This window comes from Micromonospora sp. NPDC047465 (genome assembly GCF_040643125.1).
GTDB lineage: Bacteria > Actinomycetota > Actinomycetes > Mycobacteriales > Micromonosporaceae > Micromonospora.
The window spans coordinates 106913-124732 of record NZ_JBEYTP010000020.1 but is presented as its reverse complement, the minus strand read 5'-3'; the positions used below and the strand labels follow the sequence as shown (position 1 = coordinate 124732).

Below are 17820 nucleotides of genomic sequence, written 5' to 3'. Positions count from 1 at the left end.
GCCAGCCGTCGGGCCGGAGCCCGCCGTCGGGCTGGAGCCCGCCGTCGGGCTGGAGCCCGCCGTCGGGCTGGAGCCCGCCGTCGAGGGCCGGTGCCGGTGGCGCCGGCCGCACGTCACCCGAGGGTGATCAGCCGAAGCAGTTCTCCACCGGAGTGGGGCTGCCCTCGCAGTTGGTCGGCTTGTTGCCCCTGATCGCCGACTTGTCGTCCACGTCGACGTCGCCCTGGTAGTTGAAGACGCCACCCGGCTTCAAGGTGGAGAAGTTGTCCGCCACCTTCGTGTCGTGCAGGGTGACCTGGCCGCGGACGTTGAAGATGCCGCCGGCGACGCCGATCGGGCCGACGGCCCGGTTCCGGACGATCGCACTGTCGCGGAACGTGACCTGGCTGAACAGGTTGAACACGCCGCCACCGAAGAACCCGGCGACGTTCTCCGCGATCTCGCTCTTCTCGATCGTGGCGTTGGTGCCGAAGGCGAGCGCGAGGCCGCCGCCCACGCCGACGGTGGTGTTCTTGGCGACCAGGACGTGCTTCAGGTCGAGCTGGCTCTCAGCCGTCGCGATACCGCCACCCGCGACCCCCGCGAAGTTGTCGGTGATCTTGGAGTCCTTGACGGTGGTGTCGCCCTCGATGTCGAGCAGGCCGCCGCCGAAGCCGAGCGTCTCGTTGCGGCTGATCTCGCTCTTGTCGACCCAGACGGTGCCGCCGTCGATGTCGTCGTGCCGGTGCAACTCCGGGGCGCCGTTGGCGATGCCACCGCCGCCGATGATGGCCTGGTTGTGCGTCACCTTGGACTCTTCGACCCGGAGCAGGCCGGCGTTGAAGATGCCACCGCCGAAGAGGAAGGCGGTGTTGTCCTCGACGGTCGTGTGGCGCAGGTTGGTCTTGCCGTAGTTGGCGATGCCGCCACCGTTGCCGCCCGACTGGTTGCCCACGACGTGGGTCTTCTCGAGGTCGGCCTTACCGCCCGGCTGCACCAGGATGCCGGCCCCGTCGTGCGTCTGCTTCTTCTTCTGCTTCTCCTCGGCGGAGACCTCGGCGCCCGGGGCGGCCTCGGCGTTCGCCGCCGCCGCGCCCTTGGGCGCGGCCTGGAGCAGCTCCAGGTACGGCTTGCCGGCCTGGGCCGCGGCGGCGGCCTCGACGGAGTTGGCGTACCGCGACCACACCGCCTCCGCCGTCATCCGCGGCTCCTTCTTGCGCTCGACGGTCTGGCCGTTCTTGAGGGTCAGGCCCTTGAGCGTCAGGTCGCCGCCGCTGCCGACGTTGAAGATCCGGAACTGCTCGGCGGTGGCGTCCCGCTCGATCTTGGTGTTGTGGCCCTTGAGCGTGATCTTCTCCTTGATCACGGGCAGGCCGTTGCCGTGGTTGTCCGAGCGGGTCAGCTTGTAGGTGCAGTCCTTGGCGAGCTTGAACTCGCCGCCGTGGTTGTTGTTGGCGAAAATGATCGCCTGGATCAGCTTGTCCGAGTCGCAGGGCACCTCCTTCCCGCGGTCCTTGTCGTGCCGGTCCCGGTCCTCCTTGCCCTCGTGGCCCCGGTCGCCTTCGCGGCCCCGGTCGCCTTCGCGGCCCCGGTCGCCTTCGCGACCGTGGTCGCCGTCCTTGGTGACCTGGGCGGTGGACCAGTTCAGGGCGTCCGCGCCGACGGCGCCGGCGCCGGTGGCCACACCCACGGCGGCAATGCTGACCACGCCGGTCAACCCGGCCACACCGCTGGCGAGCCAGAGCTTGCGGCGACGCTTCTGCGCCGCCGGCCGCTCGGAGTCGTTGTTCGTTAGGTAGTTGGACATCGGAGCTCTCTGCCCTCTCCTAGTACCAGACAGGGTCGCGACGCCACAGGCGAGCGTCCCCTGCTACAAATCGGTTGTAGCTCCCGAAACGACAGTATGAGAATCTTCCTCACCTCGACGGCATATCCGAAAGAACCCCACATTCGGTACGGTCCCCTCCTGCGCGGTGTGGACGGCCCGGGCGGGCCGATCGGTCGCACTGGTGCCGGTAGGTGAGGCAATCGGCTACGGTGCGTAGTCGACGCAGACCGCCCAGATCGGCGCGGGAACGGTCAAGAGGACCCAGGTGGATGGCGAGGGCTCCTCCGGGCCGCCGGAGCGACGCGGAGGAGCCCTCTCTATGTGGTGGTGCTGTCCGGTGCTCAGCCGAAGCAGCGGTCCGGGATGACCGGGCTGCCCTGGCAGTTCGTCGGCCGGTTGTCGGTGACGGCCGACTTCCGGTCGATGAAGACGCGGTTGTTGTTGGTCCAGATGCCGCCCGGCGGCTCGGTGGCGACGTTGTGCGCCACCTTCGTCCCGACCAGTCTCGTCGTGCCGAAGTCGTTCACGATGCCGCCGCCCACCGCGCCCGGGCTGACCGCCTGGTTCGCCACGACCTCGGTGTCCCGCAGGACGGTGGTGCCGAGGTCGTCGGTGTAGACGCCACCGCCACCAAACCCCTCGGCGACGTTCTCCTTGATCACGCTGTACTCGATCACGGCGTGGGAGTCCCTGCCGACCCCGACGCCGCCGCCTTCGCCCTCGGTGTGGTTGTTCGCCACCACGACGTGCTCCAGGCCCAGCCTGCTGTCGTGGAGGGCGATCACGCCACCGACGTCCCTGCGGCCGATGTTGTCGGTGATGTAGCTCTGCGTGATCGTGGTCTCGCCGTCGTTGTCGAAGACGCCCCCGCCGAGGCCGGCGGTCCGGTTGTGGCTGATGGTGCTCTTCCACACCCAGACGGTGCCGCCGCCGGCCGTGTTGCCGCTCGCACTCGTGCCGTTGGCGATGCCGCCGCCGCCCAGCCCGGCGCTGTTGTACGTCACCTTCGACTCCTCGACCCGCAGCACCCCGACGTTGAAGATGCCGCCGCCGAAGCCGTCGGCGCTGTTGTTCTCCACCGAGGTGCGGCGGATGTTCGTGGTGCCGAAGTTGGCGATCCCCCCGCCGTTGCCGCCCGCCTGGTTCTGCGTGAACGTGCTGTGCTCGATGTCGGCATGGCCGCCGCGCTGGACGAGGAGGCCCGCCCCGTCGGCGCTGACCACCCCGGGCGCGGCCGTCGCCGTGCCGTCGGGCTGCACCTCCGCCGTGGCCGGCTCGGCGAGAGTGGCCGGCGTCCCCGGTGCGGCTGCCGACGGCGTGGGTGCCGCCATGGCCGGTCGGGCCGGGGCCGCGGCGGCAGTGGTCGAGCCCGACAGCCCGAACGTCGCCACGGGCGGTGGCGGCGGGGCCGTCTTGCGGGCGACGGTCTGTCCGCCCTTGATGGTCACGTTCTTCAGCGTCAGGTGGCCACTGCTGCCGACGTTCAGGATCCGGAAGCGCTCGGTGTCGGCCGCCCGGACGATCTTGGTGTCGTCGCCCTTGAGGACGATCGGTTGCTTGATCACCGGCAGGCCGTTGCCGTGCTCGCTGCGCGTCAGCTCGTAGGTGCAGTGCTCGGCGAGCTTCAGCGTCGCGCCGTGGTTCTTGTTGGCGTCCGTGATCGCCTGGATGAGCTTGTCGGTGTCGCAGGGCACCTCCTTCTCCCGGTCGTCGTGCTTCCGGTTGCCCTGTTTCCGGTCACCCTGGCCGCTCCAGTCGTTCTCGCCCTGGCCGGTCTTCTCGCCGCCGGCCTCGTCGGCCTTGCCGGCGTCGCTGACGTTCTGCCTGGGTGCCGTCGACCGCGCGTCGGAGAGCCGGTCGGTGTCGCCGGACTTGTCGTCCCTGGAGGCCAGGCCACCCAGCGCCGCCAGGCCGACGACGCCGGTCAGCCCGGCCACGCCGGCGGCAACCCAGAGCTTGCGCCGCCCCCGCGTCGGTGTGCCCGCGGGCGGGCCACCGTCAGGTGTCGTTACGTCATCGGACATCAGAGCCTTCCGCCCTTTCCTGCTACCAAGGGGGCCGCACCGCCCGAAGCGGCGCGACCAGCTACAAATAGGTTGCAGCCTCTGATGACCACCGTATGAGAAGGATCCTCACGACAAGGACGTATCTGAAAAAAGCCCACATTCGCCTCGGATCCGGCAGGGAACGGGGACAACCGGGTGGCCGGGTGAATTGGGCTCTGACTAGGGCAAAGACTGACGGGCCCCGCCCACCGGCACAGCGACGTCGAAACGTCGCGTGCCGGCGGGCGGGGCCCGTCGTGTGGTCGTACGCTCGGATCAGCCCGGCAGGCGCGGCCCCGCCTCGCGCTGCTCGGCCAGCCAGGTCTCCACCTCGTCGGCCCGGCGCGGCAGCCCGGCGGAGAGGTTGACCGCGCCGGTGGCGGTGACCAGGATGTCGTCCTCGATCCGCACGCCGATGCCCCGCAACTCCTCGGGGACCAGATCGTCCTCCGGCTGGAAGTAGAGCCCCGGCTCGACGGTGAGCACGTAGCCCTCGCCCAGGACGCCGTCCCGGTACTTCTCCTTGCGGGCGTCGGAGCAGTCGTGCACGTCGATGCCGAGCATGTGGCCGAAACCGTGCAGCGTCCAGCGTCGGTAGATCGTCGACTTCTCGTCCATCGCCTCGTCCACACTCACCGGGAGCAGGCCCAGGTCGGCCAGGCCCTCGGTGAGGGCCCGCATGCAGGTCAGGTGCACGTCGCGGAACCTGACCCCCGGCTTGATCACGTCGATGCCGGCCTGCTGCGCGGTGTGCACGACGTCGTAGACCTGGCGCTGCAACGGGGTGAACCGGCCGTTGACCGGCAGCACCCGCGTCACGTCGGCGGTGTAGAGGTTGCGGTTCTCCACGCCCATGTCCATCAGCAGCAGCTCACCCGGGCGGGTGGCGCCGTTGTTGTGCACCCAGTGCAGGATCGTCGCGTGCTCGCCCGCGCCGACGATCGAGCCGTAGCCGACGTCGTTGCCGTCGTGCCGGGCGCGCAGGGCGAAGACCCCCTCCAGCAGGCGCTCGGAGACGCCCCGGTCCGCCGGCAGCACCCGGGCCACGTCCTCGAAGCCCCGCACGGTGGCGTCGATCGCGTCCTGGAGCTGGGCGATCTCCCACTCGTCCTTGACCAGCTTGTGCTCCGCGATCGTGACCGCCAGCTCCCAGTCGCGCGCCGGCTGGCCCTCCGCGCGCGGGCCGTCGTACGGGCGCACGGCCGCGTCCACCCGCGCGTCGAAGCCGCGCAGCACGCGGGTACGCCCCGGCGCCAGGTCGGCCAGCGCCGCGTCCAGCTCGGTCAGGTCGGCGGTCGGCAGGCCCAGCTCGGTCGACTTCTCCGTCAGCGTGTGCCGCCGACCGACCCACAGCTCGCCGTGCCGGCTGCGGAAGAACTCGTCGTTCTCCCGGGACGACCGGGGACGCATGTACAGCGTGGCGTCGTGGCCGGACCCGTTCGGCCGCAGCACGAGCACGCTGTCCGGATCGTGGTCGCCCGTCAGGTACGCGAAGTCGCTGCCCGGCCGGAACGGGTAGGTGGTGTCGTTGGCGCGTACCTTCTCGCCACCGGTCGGGATCACCAGGGTCTCGCCCGGGAAGGCCGCCGAGAGCGCGGCCCGGCGCTTGGCGTAGTTCGGCACCTCCGGCCGCGGGCCGACCGGCAGCGTGGTGTCGTGCCAGCCCTGCCGCATGAACGTCAGGAACGCCTCCGGAAACTCCGGGTCGTGCGACTCGGTGCCGTCCGCCGGCTTGTTGTCGGTGCGTTCCTCGGTCATGCTCCGCTCCCTCCGCGTCGTTGCTGGTCCTGACGGTACCCCGCGCCGTGTCGGCCCGGCCGTCCCGGTAGGCCCACGCCCGTGGGCTGCCGGGCCTGCGTGTCGGCCCGGCCGTCCCGGTAGGCCCACGCCCGTGGGCTGCCGGGCCTGCGTGTCGGCCCGCCCGCCGCCGGGTGCCCGCCCGGAGCGCGGGAGAGCCTGCGGTGCCGCGACGCCCGCCCGGGACGCGTGGAAAGATGACCACCATGTGCGGACTCCTGGCCTTCTTCAGCGCGCGCGGCGACGCCGCCGCCCACCGCGACAACATCGCCGGGGCGTTGGAATGCCTGCACCACCGCGGACCGGACGAGACCGGTGTCGAGGTGGTCGGCGACGCCTCCGGCCGGTACGCGGACGGGGTGTTCGCGCACAAGCGGCTGGCGATCATCGACGTGGCCTCCAGCCACGAGCCGCTGCCCTACGCGGGCGGGCGCTACCTGCTCACGTTCAACGGCGAGATCTACAACTACATCGAGCTGCGCGAGGAGCTGATCCGGAACTTCGGCGCCCAGTTCGCCACCGCCGGTGACGGCGAGGTGATCGTCGCCGGCTACCACTACTGGGGCGAGCAGGTGCTCACCCGGCTGCGGGGCATGTTCGCCTTCGTCATCTGGGACCGGCAGGAGCGGCGCGCGTTCGGCGGCCGGGACTACTTCGGCATCAAGCCGATGCACTACCTGGAGACCGCCGACGGCCTCTACCTCGCCTCGGAGAAGAAGGCGCTGCTGCCCTTCGCGCACTCCAGCTACCAGGGCGACGCCGGCATCGACACCGCGAACCTCAGCCACTACCTGACGCTGCAGTACGTGCCCGAGCCCGGCACCCTGCACAAGGGGATCAACCGGATCGGCTCGGGCGAGTACCTCACCTGGACCCCGGGCGGACGGATCGACGTGCGGCGGTGGTACAGGCCGGTGTTCCGGCCCACCCCGGTCGCCGACGAGCAGCGGCTCTACCACGAGATCCGGGAGACGCTGCGGGAGAGCGTCCGGATGCACATGCGCTCCGACGTGCCAGTCGGCTCGTTCCTCTCCAGCGGCATCGACTCGACCGCCGTGGTGGCCCTGGCCCGCGAGTTCAACCCGAACATCCTCACCTTCACCGTCGGCTACGACGTCCCGGGCTACTCGGAGATCGACGTCGCCCAGGACTCGGCCCGGCACCTCGACGTGACCACCATCCCGACGAAGATCGGGCCGCAGGACATGATCGATGCGCTGCCGAAGATCGTCTGGCACCTGGACGACCCGGTGGCCGACCCGGCGCTGGTGCCCCTCTACTTCGTGGCCAAGAAGGCCGCCGAGCACGTCACCGTGGTGCTCTCCGGCGAGGGCGCCGACGAGTTCTTCGGCGGGTACACCATCTACCGCGAGCCGCTGTCGCTGAGTTCGGTCAACGGGCTGCCCGGCGGGGTGCAGAAGGGGCTGCGGGCCGTCTCCAAGGCGATCCCGCAGGGCGTCAAGGGCAAGAGCTTCCTGGAGCGCGGCACCACCCCGATCGAGGAGCGCTACTACGGCAACGCCCGGATGTTCACCGAGGAGGAGAAGCAGCACCTGCTGCGCCGCTACGACCCCTCCGTCCGCTACACCGACGTCACCGCGCCGATCTACGCGGAGTGCACCGAGCTCGACGACGTGACCAAGATGCAGTACGTCGACCTCTACACCTGGCTGCGCGGCGACATCCTCGTCAAGGCCGACCGGATCTCGATGGCCCACTCGCTGGAGGTGCGGGTGCCGTTCCTGGACCGGGAGGTCTTCGACGTGGCGTCGCGGATCCCGGTCGACCTCAAGCTGCCGCCCCGCTCCGACGCCACCAAGTACGCGATGCGCCAGGCCCTCCAGGGCGTGGTGCCGCCGGCCATCGTCAACCGCAAGAAGCTCGGCTTCCCGACCCCCACCCGGGTCTGGCTGCGCGGCGAGATGTACGAGTGGGCCCGCTGGGTGCTGTCCAACTCCGGCGCGGGCGAGCTGATCGACCTGTCGTACGCGATGCGGCTGCTCGAGGAGCACAAGCGGGAGGAGGCCGACCACTCCCGCAAGGTGTGGACGGTGCTGATCTTCTGCATCTGGCACGCGATCTTCGTCGCCAAGACCCTCGACCCGGGCATCCAGCGCAACCAGTCCGCCCTGCTCACCAAGCCCGTGGTCGGCTCCATGGTCCGCTGACCCGGGCGCCTCGGGCGGCCCCGGTCCGCGTCGCAGCCCGCTCCCGCCAGTGTGGATCAAGGGGTTTGCGTCGCCGGAAGCGTTCCCGGACGACGCAAACCTCTTGATCACTACCGGCGTGCGCCGACCCAGCGGGATGACGCGCGACAGCCCTTCTCCGGGTGTCAGTAACGCTCGGCGAGGTGCTCGCGGCCGGGCGGCGGCTCGTAGGCCTCCGGCCAGAACTCCGTGACCTCGCGGACGAGACCGGCGTCGTCGAAGTCGAAGAAGCTCGTGGCGGGAAGCTCCGCGCCCTCGTAGGCGCAGGTGATCCACGTGGCGGCGTGCCGGCCGGAGGCGACCGCCCGGGTCACCGCGAGGTGCCAGCCGTCGAGGTACTCCCGGTTGAAGCGCACGAACGATTCCCGGCCGACGATCCGCTCCCGGGTCTGCGGCAGGTGGTAGACGACATCGTCGGCGAGCAGCCCGCCGAAGGTGTCCCAGTCCCTCGCCTCCAGCGCCGCCCAGTAGGCCAATACGGTGACTTCGGCGCTCGTCATGGCGCTACTGTGCCAGCCTGGTGCGACGAAATGCGGTCGGCGCGGGCACGGACGGAGGCCGGAGATGGGATACGCGGTGGTGCTCGGCGAGGCACTGGTCGACCTGCTCGACACCGAGTGCGACGGGGCACCGGTCTACCGGCAGGCCGTCGGCGGTGGGCCGCTGAACGTGGCGGTCGCCGTCGCCCGGCTCGGCGGCGCGGTGCAGTTCGTCGGGTCGCTCGGCGACGACGTCCTGGCCGGGCGGATCCGCGGCTTCCTGAGCGGCGTCGGCGTCGGGCTGGCCGGCGCGGTCACCGTCCCCGTCCCGACCGCGCTGGCGGTGGCCACCTTCGCCGGCCCGGAGCCCGACTTCCGTTTCTACGGCCAGCCGCCCTCCTACGGCCTGCTCGGCCCCGACGACCTCGACGCCGACCTGGTCGCGGGCGCCGACGTCCTCTACTGCGGCTCGATCGTGCTGCTCCAGCCGCCGGTGCTGGCCGCGGCGCGCCGGGCCTGGGCGCTGGCCGGCAGCCTGCGGGTCTTCGACCCCAACGTCCGCCACCGGCTGCTCGACGGGCCCGCGGCGCTGGCCGGGCTGCGCGAGGTCGTGGCCGAGTTCGCCGCCGGCGCCCACCTGGTCAAGCTGAGCGCCGCCGACGCCAAGCTGCTCTATCCGGGTGAGCCAGAGGAGGGGGTGGCGGCGTACCTGCGGGAGTTGGGCGCCGGGACCGCCGTGGTCACCCTGGGCGCCGCCGGCGCGGTGGTCGCCGCGGCCGGCGCCGATCCGGTACGCGTACCCGCGCCGAAGGTCGAGGCGGTGGACGCCACCGGCGCCGGTGACGCGGTGATGGGCGCGCTCGTCGCGGACCTGCTGGTCGACGGCGAGCCCACCGTTCCGGCGGGCTGGCACGAGCGGGTGGCCTTCGCGCTGCGGGTCGCCGGTCTGGTCTGCGAGTCGCCCGGCGGCGCGACCGCCATGCCCACCCGCGCCGAGGTCCTCGACCGGTTCGCCCGCTGACCCACCCCACCCCTTCTCCGCGCTCTTGCACTTCGTGCCCGCGATCTGGGAGATATGCCGCTGCCGGGCGACAGCCGCAAGATCAGCGGGTGCGGGGGAGGGGGTCAGGCGGTGCCGTCTAGTTCGGCGTAGCCGCGGCGGGCGGCGTGCAGGGCGGGACGGGCGCCGAAGGGCGCCTCGGCGGCGATGCGCTCAGGCGGGGCGCCGCCGGTGTGCCCGGCGCGGATGAGCCAGGCCAGCTCGACGAGCTGCTCGTGCTGCGCGCGGACGAACGCGGCGTCCACCGGGTCGCCGTGCCCCGGCACGACGACGGTGGCCGGGGTGGTCATCCGGAGCAGCTCGGCCACCGTGTCCGGCCACTGCAACGGGTAGGACTCCTCGAAGGCGGGCGGCCCGCTCTGCTCCACCAGGTCCCCGGCGACCAGCACGTCGGCGTCCGGCACCTGCACCACCAGGTCACCGGCGGTGTGCCCGCGACCGGGGTGGCGCAGCACGACCCGCCGGCCGCCCACGTCGAGGACGGTCTCGCCGTGGACGGTGTGCGTCGGCGCCAGCAGCTCGGTGCCGGCCAGTTCCTCGGCCAGCGCGGGGTGCTCGTCGCGCATCTCCGCGTACGCCTCCCGGCGCAGCCGGTCCGCCTCCTCGCGCATCGCCTCGGCGGCCACCTCGTGCGCGTACACCGGGCGGGGTGGGTCGGCGGCGAGGGTGGCGTTGCCGAAACAGTGGTCGAAATGGTGGTGGGTGTTGACCACGGTCCACGGGTGGGTGGTGACCGCCCGGGCGGCGGCGGCCAACTCGGCGGCCTGCCCGGCGGTGGAGAGCGTGTCGACCAGCAGCGCGGCCCCGTCGCCGACGACCAGCGTGACGTTGACGTGCAGCAGCGGCTCGCGCAGCACGTGCACCCCGTCGGCGACCTGCACGAAGCGGCCGGTCACGACGACCGGGCCGCGCGTTCCACGAAGCGCTGCCGGTCGACCAGCAACCGCTCCACCCGGCCCTCGGCGACCGTCTCGTCGCCGTCGCGCACGCTCACCTCGAAGTGCAGCCGTCGCCCCTCGACCGCGGCCAGCCGGGCCTGCGCCACCACCGTCCGCCCCACCGGGGTGGCCGAGCGGTGGTCGAGCTCCACGCGGGTGCCGACCGTCGTCGACCCGCTGGGCATCCGGGGGGCGGTGGCCGCCACCGTGGCCGCCTCGGCGAGGGCGAGCACCCGGGGTGTGCCCAGCACCGGCACGTCCCCGGAGCCCACCGCCTGGGCGGTGTCGGTGTCGGCGACGGTCAGCTCCACCCGGGCGGTCAGGCCCGGCGTCAGGGCGGGCTCCGGCTGCTCGTGCATGGCCAAAGCCTAGACGAGGCGGGCCGGGGCCGGCGGGCGTCCGTGCCGCGCCGACTGGTTCGCCGGCTCCGGCGGGAGAGCCGGTCCGAGGTTCGGGCGCCGTCCACCACCGGCCGACCACCCGCCGCGCCCCTGGCGGCGCGGCGGGTGGTCGGCGTCGGTCGATGCCGTCCGCGCCGTTAACCTTGACCGCGATGTCTGTCGCGACCGACCCCCAGCCCCCCGCCCGGACCGGCCCGCCCGCCTCGCCCGACGGCGGGCGTCGTCGCGTGGTCGCGATGACCGTCTGGGGGGTCGCCTTCGTCGCCGGCTGGCTCGGCATCGGCCTGCCGACCGACCCGGCGTACGCGTTCCTCTGGATCTGGGCGGCGACGGTCGCCTGGAACAGCAGCCGGCCGTGGCGCAGCCACCTGCGCTTCGCCCGGGACTGGGTGCCGGTGGTGCTGCTGCTCGCCGTCTACAACCTCTCCCGCGGCTTCGCCGACAACGGCGCGACCCCGCACGCGTACGAGCTGATCGTCGCCGACCGGGTCATGTTCGGCTGGGCGACCGGTGGCGAGGTGCCGACGGTCTGGCTCCAGCAGCACCTCTACCGGCCCGAGGTGCACTGGTGGGACGTCCTGGTCAGCTGGGTCTACTTCTCCCACTTCGTGGTGGCGCTGGCCGCCGCGGCGGTGCTCTGGCTGCGCGACCGGGGGCGCTGGGCGGCGTTCATGCGTCGCTGGGGCTTCCTGTTCGCCACCGGCCTGGTCACCTACTTCCTCTACCCGGCTGCCCCGCCCTGGTGGGCGGCGCAGAACGGGCTGCTGGAGGAGGTCGCCCGGATCTCCACCCGGGGCTGGAAGGCATTCGGCATGCACGGCGCCGGCAACCTGCTCAACGCCGGGCAGATCGCCTCCAACCCGGTGGCCGCCATGCCGTCGCTGCACACCGCGTTCGCCCTGTTCGTGGTGCTGTTCTTCCTCCGGCAGACCCGCCGCCGCTGGTGGCCGCTGCTGTTGGCGTACCCGCTGGCGATGACCTTCACCCTGGTCTACAGCGGCGAGCACTACGTCATCGACGTGCTGGTCGGCTGGGCGTACGTCGGGATGACCTTCCTGGTGGTCGGCCTGGCGGAGCGCTGGTGGGCGGCGCGCCGGGCCCGCCGGGCCGTGGCGGAGGACGACCCCGAGCCGACCGACCCGCCCGCGTCCGCCGAGCCGCCGGCGGTGCCGGCGACGCGCTGAGCGCCGACCCCGCGGGCGGCGGGGCGGCCCGCGATCCGTGCGCGGTCGGCCGGTCGGGTGACCACGGACCCGCGCGGCGACCGATGCAGCGGTCGGCCGGGCGGCTGAGCGCCGACGCGGGAAGCGGTCAGCCGGCCTGCCGGGCGGCGCGCGCCCGGGCCGTCAGCTCCGCCGCCAGGGCCCACGCCTCGGCCAGGTCCCGGTCCCGCGCGGCCGCGCCGGCGCCGCCGGCCGTGTCGGCGTGCACCGTCGCCAGCCGCAGCCGCCGCTGCGCCGGCCCCTGCACCACCCGCACGCTCTGGATCCGGGCGTACGGCACGAGCGCCACCTGCCGCGTGAGCAGGCCGGACCGGACCGCGAAGACCCGGGCGTCGAGGCCGGCGCCGAGCACGCCCCGGCTCAGCGGGTTGAGCCAGCGGGCCCGCTCCGGCGGCGGGGTCAACGGCAGCGTGGTCAGGCGCACCCCGGCCAGCACCTCGGCCACGATCGCCTCGCCGGTCGGCAGGTCGCCCACGGGGAGCAGGCGGTCCGGACGGTTGCGGTCGTCGCTCTCGCCGGCGGAGTAGCCGGCCACCTCCAGGCGCAGCCGCAGCCACCCCTTGACCCGCCACAGCAGCGGCCAGGTCGCCCCGACGGTCTGCACCCGGTCCAGCGGAACCGTCTGGGCGCGGGTCTCCAGCAGCCCGTTGCGGATCCGCAGCGTGCCCTCGTCCCGGGCGAGCCGGAAGTTCCAGTCGTCGAGCACCCGGCGCACCGGTTGCAGCAGCACGCCGGCCATGGCGGTGAGGGTGCTCGCCACCGCGATGAACGACCACGAATCCTCGGAGAGGAACTGCGCCAGCACGAACGCCACGCCGAACGGGATCATGAACGCCTGCGGGGTCAGCAGCTGGCTGACCAGCAGGTCCTTGTTCGCGACGGTGTGCAGCGGCCGGCCGGGCGGCGCGGGCGCCTCGGCCGGGACCGCCCCGGTCGCCGCCGTCGCCCCGGCCGGCGCCGGCGCGGGCCCGCCGGCGGCCGCCCGCCCGGCGAGGGCGAGCAGCCGCCGACGCAGCGCGGTCGCGTCGGCGACGCTCAGGTACGCCAGCGGCGCCTCGGTCTTGCCGCCGCCGACCACCTCCAGCCGCAGCTCGGCCAGGCCGGTGAGCTGGGCGAGCAGCGGGCGGACCACCTCGACGGCCTGGAGCCGCTCCAGCGGGATCGCCCGGGTGCGCCGCCAGAGGAGCCCCTCGTGCACCCGAAGTTCACGGCCGACCACGTGGTAGCCGGTGTGGTACCAGCTGACGACCGCGAGCACGGTGGCGCCCAGGGCCAGCACGACCGCCATCAGGGCGAACCAGCCGAAGCCGACCCGGGAGAGGGTCGACCAGGACAGGCCGGCGATCACCACGACCAGCGACTTGGCCCCGTGCAGCGCGGGACTGAGCGGGTGCAGCCGCTGCCGGGGCTCGGCGTGCTCCGGCGCCGTACCACCCGGCACCGGTCCGGCGACCGGGGGAGGCGCCGGTGGGCCGGGCGGTGGGGGCGGGGCGTCCGGCGCCGGCACCGTGCCCGACCCGGCCGGCGGGCCCGCGAGTCCGTGCGGGGTGTCCGGCGCGGGGCCGGCGGGCGGGTGCGGGCCGTGCGGCGCCGGTCCGGGTGCCGCGGCAGGGCCCTGCGCGGCGGGCGGCATCGCCGCCGGCCGGAGGCCGGGCTCCACCCGGGTCGGCTCGGGCCGGTCCGTCGCGCGGCCGGCCGGGTCGCTCACAGGCCCTCCGCCCGGTCCTCGCCGAGCGCGGTGAGCCGGTCGCGCAGCCGGGACGCCTCCGCCGGGCGCAGGCCCGGCACGCGGGCGTCGCTGGCCGCCGCGGCCGTGTGCAACTGGACGGTGGCCAGGTTGAACGCCCGCTCCAGCGGTCCGGCGCTGACGTCCACGAACTGCATCCGCGAGTACGGCACGATGGAGAGCCGCCGGACCAGCAGGCCGTGCCGGACCAGCAGGTCGTCCTCCCGCTCGGCGTACCCCCAGGCCCGTACGGCGCGGACGATGGTCACGACCCGCAGGGCTCCCAGCAGCAGCACCGCGCCGCCCGCCGCGCCGAACGGCCAGGCCCCGCTGAGCGCCCAGCCGACGCCCAGCCCGAGCAGGACGACGACCAGCACCATCGCGAGCCGGAGCAGCTCCACCCAGATCAGGTCGGGTGAGATCGGCTGCCAGCGGACGGTGTCCGGCCACGGCTCCAGGGGGCCCGCCGGAGGGCGGGGCGGTGCCGGCGGCGGGCCGGCGAATCCGTCACCGCTCACCGGGGGAATCCGTTGTGCGCGCTCACCCTTCGAGCGTAGGCGATCCGACCACCGGTACGACCTCCCGCAGGAACCCGCGGGCGTCCAGAAAATCGCCGAGGGAGGAGCGGTGCTCGGCGCAGGCCAGCCAGGTCTTGCGCCGGTCGGTGTCGTGCAGCCGGGGGTTGTTCCACCGCAGCGCCCACCGGGCGGGGGCACGACAGCCGCGGGACGAGCAGATCAGCGGCTCGTCGGCGGGAAGGGGATTGCTCATCCCGCCCAGTCTAGGGCGGCGGGAGGGCCGAAGATTGAGCGCCGGGCGGCCACGGGGGGAGCCGCCCGGCGACGGGGTGAATCGTACACACGCCGGGGCCGTCCGTGTCCACCTGTGAACGGCGATTCCGCGACGTGGGACGGTGTGGCGGGCCGACGATCCGGCGACTCGGGACGGCGCGGCGATAATCGGGTTCTCCCCACCTCGGCACTCAGCCGGGCATGCGAGTCTTGATACGCACCACGCCGCACGACAACCGATCATGCTGTGGAGGACCGGTGGCCCAGCCGACCACGCCCGACGCCCCGACGCCCAACGGGACGGGCCCGCAGACACCCGCGCCGGTGACCACGCCGGCCGAGGACGCGACCCTGCTGGAGCGGGCGCTGTTCGAGATCAAGCGGGTGATCGTCGGGCAGGACCGGATGGTGGAGCGGATGTTCGTCGCGCTGCTCGCCCGGGGCCACTGCCTGCTGGAAGGCGTCCCGGGGGTGGCCAAGACGCTCGCCGTGGAGACGCTCGCCAGGGTCGTCGGCGGCTCCTTCGCCCGGGTGCAGTTCACCCCGGACCTGGTGCCGGCCGACATCATGGGCACCCGCATCTACCGGCAGTCGAGCGAGAAGTTCGACGTCGAGCTGGGCCCGGTCTTCGTCAACTTCCTGCTCGCCGACGAGATCAACCGGGCGCCGGCCAAGGTGCAGTCGGCGCTGCTGGAGGTGATGAGCGAGCGGCAGGTCTCGATCGGCGGCGAGACGCACCGGGTGCCCAACCCGTTCCTGGTGATGGCGACGCAGAACCCGATCGAGCAGGAGGGGGTCTATCCGCTGCCCGAGGCGCAGCGGGACCGCTTCCTGATGAAGATCCTCGTCGGCTACCCGACCGACGCCGAGGAGCGGGAGATCGTCTACCGGATGGGGGTCGCCCCGCCGGAGCCGGCGCCGGTGTTCACCACCGCCGACCTGGTCGCCCTCCAGCACAAGGCGGACCAGGTCTTCGTGCACAACGCCCTGGTCGACTACGCGGTCCGGCTGGTGCTGGCCACGCGTGCCCCGGCGGAGCACGGGATGCCGGACGTCGCCCAGCTCATCCAGTACGGCGCCAGCCCGCGCGCCTCGCTCGGCCTGGTCCGGGCGACCCGCGCGCTGGCGCTGCTGCGGGGCCGGGACTACGCCCTGCCGCAGGACGTGCAGGACATCGCGCCGGACATCCTGCGTCACCGGCTGGTGCTCAGCTACGACGCGCTCGCCGACGACGTGCCCGCCGACCACGTCGTGCACCGGGTGATGTCCACCATCCCGCTGCCCTCGGTCGCGCCCCGTCAGCAGGCCACACCGACGCCGACCGCCGCGCCGCCGGGTGCCGGTTGGCCCGGGCAGCGGCCGTGACCTCACCCGTACGGCGGCCCGCCGACATCCCCTCGGACCGCACCGAAGCCGTCCTGTCGCGGCTGCAACTGCTGGTCACCCGCAAACTCGACGGCCTGCTCCAAGGCGACTACGCCGGTCTGCTGCCGGGCCCGGGCAGCGAGGCGGGGGAGTCCCGCGAGTACCGCCCCGGCGACGACGTACGCCGGATGGACTGGCCCGTCACCGCCCGCACGACGATGCCGCACGTCCGGCGTACGGTGGCCGACCGCGAACTGGAGACGTGGCTGGCGGTAGACCTCTCGGCCAGCCTGGACTTCGGCACCGGCCGGTGGCTCAAGCGCGACGTCGTGGTGGCGGCCGCGGCGGCGCTGACCCACCTGACCGTGCGCGGCGGCAACCGGATCGGCGCCGTGATCGGCAGTGGCGGCGGCACGAGCGCCCCGGCGCGCCGGTGGCGGAGCGCGCCGCCGGTCCCTGGTCCGGACGTGTTCACCCGGGTGCCCGCCCGCTCCGGCCGCAAGGAGGCCCAGGCGTTGCTGCGGGCGATCGCCGGCACCGAGATCCGTCCGGGGCGCAGCGACCTGGGCACGCTGGTCGACATGCTCAACCGGCCGCCCCGGCGGCGCGGGGTGGCGGTGGTCATCTCCGACTTCCTCGCCCCGACCGACCGCTGGGCCCGGCCGCTGCGCAAGCTGCGCGTACGGCACGACGTGCTGGCGATCGAGGTGGTCGACCCCCGGGAGCTGGAGCTGCCCGACGTCGGGGTGCTGCCGGTGGTCGACCCGGAGACCGGCGGGCTGCACGAGGTGCAGACCGCCGACCCGCTGCTGCGGCACCGCTACGCCGAGGCGGCGACCGCCCAGCGGGCGGAGATCTCCGCCGCGCTGCGCGGCGCGGGCGCGGCCCACCTGCGGCTGCGTACGGACCGAGACTGGCTGCTCGACATGGTGCGCTTCGTGGCCGCGCAGCGGCACGCCCGCACCAGGGGGACGACACGATGATCCGTTTTCTGCAACCGTGGTGGCTGCTGGCCGTGCTGCCGGTGCTGGCCCTCGCCGGGCTCTACGTCTGGCGGCAGCGCAACCGCCGGGCGTACGCGATGCGGTTCACCAACGTGGACCTGCTGCGCACCCTGGCGCCGAAGGGGCTGGGCTGGCGTCGGCACGTGCCGGCGACCGCGTTCCTGCTCTGCCTGCTGGTGCTGGCGACCGCGTTGGCCCGGCCGGCGGTCGACACCCGGGAGCCGCTGGAGCGGGCCACCGTGATGCTGGCCATCGACGTGTCGCTGTCCATGCAGGCCGACGACGTGGCGCCGAACCGGCTGGAGGCGGCGCAGGAGGCGGCCAAGCAGTTCGTCGGCGAGCTGCCGGAGAGCTACAACCTGGGTCTGGTCTCGTTCGCCAAGGCGGCGAACGTGCTGGTGCCGCCGACCAAGGACCGGGAGGCGGTGACCAGCGCGATCGACGGGCTGGTGCTGGCCGAGGCGACGGCGACCGGGGAGGCGGTCTTCACCTGCCTGGAGGCGATCCGGTCGGTGCCGGCCGACGGCGCGGCGGAGATCCCGCCGGCCCGCATCGTGTTGCTCTCCGACGGCTACCGCACCTCGGGGCGGTCGGTGGAGGAGGCGGCCTCGGCGGCGCAGGCGGCCAACGTGCCGGTCTCCACGATCGCCTTCGGCACCGACTCCGGGCAGGTGGACATCGGCGGGCAGTTGCAGCGGGTGCCGGTGGACCGGCTGGCCCTGGCCGACCTGGCCGAGGCCACGGAGGGCTACTTCTACGAGGCGGCCTCGGTGACCGAGTTGAAGCAGGTCTACCAGGACATGGGCAGCTCGATCGGGTTCCGGACGGAGCCCCGCGAGGTCACCCAGTGGTACGCGGGCGTGGCCCTGCTGCTGGCGCTGTGCGCCGGTGCGCTCAGCCTGCTGTGGTCCTCCCGCATGCTCTGACACGCGGGACGCCGGCGGCGGGCGGTCGACGCCCGCCGCCGGCGCGGACGA

15 protein-coding genes are annotated in these 17820 nt (G+C 73.2%); 6 read left to right on the top strand and 9 right to left on the bottom strand.

Going from position 1 to position 17820, the window contains the following annotated elements; all coding sequences use genetic code 11:
* Nucleotides 1–127: 127 nt before the first annotated feature.
* The 3 genes from ABZ793_RS19615 to ABZ793_RS19605 all read right to left on the bottom strand — a co-directional run bounded on the left by ABZ793_RS19615 (nt 128) and on the right by ABZ793_RS19605 (nt 5610).
* On the bottom strand, nt 128–1786 hold the full coding sequence (locus ABZ793_RS19615) for a hypothetical protein (protein WP_357459037.1): 1659 nt from the start codon (nt 1784–1786) through the stop codon (nt 128–130).
* A 362-nt stretch (nt 1787–2148) separates the two neighbouring features.
* Complete coding sequence (locus ABZ793_RS19610) at nt 2149–3831, bottom strand: right-handed parallel beta-helix repeat-containing protein (RefSeq protein WP_357459035.1); 1683 nt, start codon at nt 3829–3831, stop codon at nt 2149–2151.
* 297 nt (nt 3832–4128) lie between these two features.
* A complete protein-coding gene (locus tag ABZ793_RS19605; RefSeq protein ID WP_357459033.1) occupies nt 4129–5610 on the bottom strand; it encodes an aminopeptidase P family protein in 1482 nt (493 codons plus the stop codon).
* Between the two features lie 245 nt (nt 5611–5855).
* On the opposite strand from ABZ793_RS19605, the gene asnB reads away from it, so the two are divergent.
* Nucleotides 5856–7817, top strand: coding sequence for an asparagine synthase (glutamine-hydrolyzing) (asnB, locus tag ABZ793_RS19600; RefSeq protein ID WP_350711425.1), 1962 nt, complete (start codon nt 5856–5858; stop codon nt 7815–7817).
* Between the two features lie 164 nt (nt 7818–7981).
* Here asnB and ABZ793_RS19595 read toward each other — a convergent pair whose 3' ends face one another.
* Complete coding sequence (locus tag ABZ793_RS19595; protein ID WP_357459031.1) at nt 7982–8356, bottom strand: nuclear transport factor 2 family protein; 375 nt, start codon at nt 8354–8356, stop codon at nt 7982–7984.
* Between the two features lie 64 nt (nt 8357–8420).
* On the opposite strand from ABZ793_RS19595, the gene ABZ793_RS19590 reads away from it, so the two are divergent.
* The gene (locus ABZ793_RS19590; protein ID WP_357459029.1) at nt 8421–9356 is read left to right on the top strand and encodes a PfkB family carbohydrate kinase; all 936 of its coding nucleotides are present in this window, start codon (nt 8421–8423) and stop codon (nt 9354–9356) included.
* Between the two features lie 104 nt (nt 9357–9460).
* Here the strand turns inward: ABZ793_RS19590 and ABZ793_RS19585 are convergent, their stop codons facing one another.
* A complete protein-coding gene (locus tag ABZ793_RS19585; RefSeq protein ID WP_357459027.1) occupies nt 9461–10291 on the bottom strand; it encodes an MBL fold metallo-hydrolase in 831 nt (276 codons plus the stop codon).
* On the bottom strand, nt 10288–10692 hold the full coding sequence (locus ABZ793_RS19580) for a hotdog domain-containing protein (protein WP_357459025.1): 405 nt from the start codon (nt 10690–10692) through the stop codon (nt 10288–10290). Before ABZ793_RS19580 ends, ABZ793_RS19585 begins: the two co-directional genes overlap by 4 nt.
* A gap of 194 nt (nt 10693–10886) precedes the next feature.
* Here ABZ793_RS19580 and ABZ793_RS19575 point away from each other — a divergent pair, with 194 nt between their 5' ends.
* Nucleotides 10887–11918 (top strand): phosphatase PAP2 family protein, encoded by a 1032-nt coding sequence (locus tag ABZ793_RS19575; RefSeq protein ID WP_357459023.1) that lies wholly within the window; start codon nt 10887–10889, stop codon nt 11916–11918.
* A gap of 127 nt (nt 11919–12045) precedes the next feature.
* Here the strand turns inward: ABZ793_RS19575 and ABZ793_RS19570 are convergent, their stop codons facing one another.
* The 3 genes from ABZ793_RS19570 to ABZ793_RS19560 all read right to left on the bottom strand — a co-directional run bounded on the left by ABZ793_RS19570 (nt 12046) and on the right by ABZ793_RS19560 (nt 14454).
* Nucleotides 12046–13590, bottom strand: a complete 1545-nt coding sequence (locus ABZ793_RS19570) for a PH domain-containing protein (RefSeq protein ID WP_357459059.1) — start codon at nt 13588–13590, stop codon at nt 12046–12048.
* 71 nt (nt 13591–13661) lie between these two features.
* The gene (locus ABZ793_RS19565) at nt 13662–14201 is read right to left on the bottom strand and encodes a PH domain-containing protein (protein WP_357459020.1); all 540 of its coding nucleotides are present in this window, start codon (nt 14199–14201) and stop codon (nt 13662–13664) included.
* 22 nt (nt 14202–14223) lie between these two features.
* Nucleotides 14224–14454, bottom strand: a complete 231-nt coding sequence (locus tag ABZ793_RS19560; protein WP_357459017.1) for a hypothetical protein — start codon at nt 14452–14454, stop codon at nt 14224–14226.
* Between the two features lie 278 nt (nt 14455–14732).
* Here ABZ793_RS19560 and ABZ793_RS19555 point away from each other — a divergent pair, with 278 nt between their 5' ends.
* The 3 genes from ABZ793_RS19555 to ABZ793_RS19545 are packed head-to-tail and all read left to right on the top strand — an operon-like array spanning nt 14733 to nt 17769.
* Nucleotides 14733–15839: a MoxR family ATPase gene (locus ABZ793_RS19555; RefSeq protein ID WP_350684013.1), complete on the top strand. Its 1107-nt coding sequence runs from the start codon at nt 14733–14735 to the stop codon at nt 15837–15839.
* Complete coding sequence (locus tag ABZ793_RS19550; protein ID WP_357459014.1) at nt 15818–16822, top strand: DUF58 domain-containing protein; 1005 nt, start codon at nt 15818–15820, stop codon at nt 16820–16822. Before ABZ793_RS19555 ends, ABZ793_RS19550 begins: the two co-directional genes overlap by 22 nt.
* Nucleotides 16819–17769: a VWA domain-containing protein gene (locus ABZ793_RS19545; RefSeq protein ID WP_357459012.1), complete on the top strand. Its 951-nt coding sequence runs from the start codon at nt 16819–16821 to the stop codon at nt 17767–17769. The genes ABZ793_RS19550 and ABZ793_RS19545 overlap by 4 nt, the downstream gene beginning before the upstream one ends.
* Nucleotides 17770–17820 lie beyond the last annotated feature (51 nt).